A 2,742-nucleotide genomic window follows, 5' to 3' on the forward strand; every position below is an offset into this window, starting at 1 on the left:
TCCAGTGGAATCCTTTGACAGAGTTATCCTTTAAATCCAACGCTACCCGATCGCGACAGTGACATAAACGTTTGTCGACTGGCTCCTTTGGGCTCGATGCCGTCATCTGAGCGTTTCGTCAGATGTCTAAAGTGCTGCCCATTGCAGACGTGACGCCGATCAGCGTCAGTGGCAGCTCCGCGGACAGAGCTACCTCGAAGATATCTCCGAACTAGTCGCCGCGAAGGGACCCACGCGCAAAACGGACTTCCAACCGGCATCGTGCTAAAATGCAAACGAAGGCAACTGGGGGAAGATCGAATGGAAAATTTTTCAGAGTTCGCAAAGGCGGAGTTCGAGGGCTGGTCCGAGCCAGCGACAGCCAAAGCCTATGCAGAGGGGTTTGCCTCAGCGGCCGAACAATGCGTGGCCGATATCGTGGAAGCGTCCCTCGTCACGGAGGGGGCGCGCGTACTTGATGTGTGTTGCGGTCAGGGCATCGTCGCGAGGGGTCTGGCAACCGTAGGTGCGGAGGTGACCGGCTTGGACTTCTCTGCGGCGATGCTTGAAATCGCTAGGCAATCTGCACCGGCCGTGGATTTCGTACAAGGTGATGCGACGTGCTTGCCCTTTGGCGACAACGCATTCGACGCGGTAACGATGGGATTTGGCATTCTTCATATTCCGGATGCTGAAGCAGCAATCAGGGAGGCCAAACGAGTCCTGAGACCTGGTGGTCGATTTGTATATTCGGTTTGGGAGTCTCCCGAGACTTCAGCTGCCTTTCGGATCGTATTCGGAGCGATCGCCGAACATGGAAGCAAAGACGTCTCTTTGCCTCCGGGCCCGCCTCTGCATGCCTTCGCAGACCCCAAGCATTCATACCCAATACTGAAAGCAGCTGGTTTTTCGGACCCACATACTCAATCTTCGAGCTGTGTCTGGGAAGTATCAGCCCCCTGCACCCCGTTCGATTATTTCTACGAGGGAACCGTGAGAGGGGCACTCTTGCTTCGGTCACAGCCTGAAGAGAACGCTGCTGCGATCAGGGCCGCGATAGGCAAGTCCGTTCAAACTGAATTTGGGCCAAACGCTCCATATAAGATTCCGATCCCAGCCGCGGTTGTGTCTGCCGCGGCTTGATCAAGACCGCGGCGCGCCGCATGGAAACGCTTCAGCTTGTTCGGCACAGATGTGTCCGGTTTGGGCAGAGGCTGTATGGACAGTCTGACCGCGAAGAATGTTAAATCTGTTTTCGGGACAAGGTGAGGAGGAACAAGAATGGTTTATTCAATTGACTATTCTGAACAGAATATCCTTGTGACTGGCGGCTCAAACGGTATCGGACTTGCCATTGCACAAGCCTTTCTCAATGCCGGGGCTTCGGTCTCGGTGACAGGGACCAAGGAAACCGCCGACCAATATCCGTGTAACCTCTCGGCCTTCCACTACCATCAAGCGATAATGGAAGACACCGCGTCAGTGGATGCTCTCATCGCGGCTGTCGGTCCTGTGGATGTCCTGGTCAACAACGCAGGTACCTTTGTAGACCCTCCCGAAGGTTTGTTACCTGAGGGTTTTGATCGGAACATGTTTATCAATCTGAACTCGGTTTACCGGCTAAGCCTCGGCCTGCATCCGCGACTTGCGAAACGCCCCGGTTGCATCATCAACATCGCCTCGATGTATAGTTATTTTGGAAGCGGGTCTGGCCCGGCCTACTCGGCGAGCAAGACAGGGATTGTCGGATTAACCAAGTCTCTTGCCGTTGCCTATGCGCGTGATGGTATACGCGTAAACGCCATCGCTCCGGGATGGGTCAGAACAAATCTGACCGCGGGCACGCAGGCAAACGAGGCATCCAGCGGCTCCATATTAAAGCGTACGCCATTAGCGCGCTGGGGCGAGCCTGAAGAAATGGCAGGGACAATTCTTTTCCTTGCATCGTCAGATCTTGCGGGGTTTGTGACAGGTGTAACTATACCAGTTGATGGCGGATACAGCGCAATGTAGCTCTGGTCAGGTCGGGCTCGAAGCGGCCCAATGCGACTGCGGCACACACCTTGGCTCAGACCGCAGGAAACCGGCCGTTCGCCACAAACGCCAAGCCATTGATCTTTGGCCTTGCCCGTCGCACCCGAGACATTCACGCTTCGGCAAGCGACGTTAATGTCAAACGCCGCGAATACGGGCTCAGAGCCCATCGCGACGATTGCTGCGCTCCACTCGAACTGGCGCAATGCGCGGTATGCGGACATAGCCCATTATGGCGCAGGGCGACTTCGACCGTTCCCTGTGTGCCGCTCTGTCGCATCGCAGCTTCACCGAAGCGGCCGTCGGTGCACTGTTCAGCATGATAGGCTGGATGACCGACGCTATTGCGGACGAAGCTGACTTTAGCGGACTGACGTTGTATGGTTGCTGCAGATCGATAATGACGGGAGGACGAAATGCGAATTTCAACTATCCGGAACCCTCTTTTGTCGGTCGTGCTTGGATGTGTCGTGTTCATCGCCTCGGTAGTTCAATTGACCGCTCAATCCAGCGAGATCCAAGGCGACCAGCTTCACGAACTCATGTTCCGGGGCCTATGGGATGCCGAGCATGAAGAGTATGGCTATTGGAGTTGGAACAAGGATGGCACTGTTTGCCTGAGGATCGGGGGCATTGAACTGGCCCCCGTTTCGACCGGACACTTGGGCATAACCATGGAGGCTTAGGCCTATGCCTGAGCACGTGCTTATGTCTGAGATAGAGATCATC

General features: G+C 55.4%; 3 protein-coding genes. All 3 read left to right on the forward strand.

Going from position 1 to position 2,742, the window contains the following annotated elements; translation table 11 throughout:
- Positions 1 to 300: 300 nt before the first annotated feature.
- On the forward strand, positions 301 to 1,122 hold the full coding sequence (locus tag BLT75_RS23955; protein ID WP_093038264.1) for a methyltransferase domain-containing protein: 822 nt from the start codon (positions 301 to 303) through the stop codon (positions 1,120 to 1,122).
- 138 nt (positions 1,123 to 1,260) lie between these two features.
- The gene (locus BLT75_RS23960; protein WP_093038267.1) at positions 1,261 to 1,992 is read left to right on the forward strand and encodes an SDR family NAD(P)-dependent oxidoreductase; all 732 of its coding nucleotides are present in this window, start codon (positions 1,261 to 1,263) and stop codon (positions 1,990 to 1,992) included.
- A 437-nt stretch (positions 1,993 to 2,429) separates the two neighbouring features.
- Complete coding sequence (locus BLT75_RS23965) at positions 2,430 to 2,699, forward strand: hypothetical protein (RefSeq protein ID WP_143028680.1); 270 nt, start codon at positions 2,430 to 2,432, stop codon at positions 2,697 to 2,699.
- The last annotated feature ends 43 nt before the right edge of the window (positions 2,700 to 2,742 follow it).

Origin of the sequence: Ruegeria marina (assembly GCF_900101475.1) — a bacterium.
GTDB classification, from domain to species: domain Bacteria; phylum Pseudomonadota; class Alphaproteobacteria; order Rhodobacterales; family Rhodobacteraceae; genus Ruegeria_B; species Ruegeria_B marina.

Bases quoted from the DNA above. Each gene is read 5' to 3' on its own strand.
- BLT75_RS23960 (WP_093038267.1), top strand. From the start codon at position 1,261: ATGGTTTATTCAATTGACTATTCTGAACAGAATATCCTTGTGACTGGC.
- BLT75_RS23965 (WP_143028680.1), top strand. From the start codon at position 2,430: ATGCGAATTTCAACTATCCGGAACCCTCTTTTGTCGGTCGTGCTTGGA.
- BLT75_RS23955 (WP_093038264.1), top strand. From the start codon at position 301: ATGGAAAATTTTTCAGAGTTCGCAAAGGCGGAGTTCGAGGGCTGGTCC.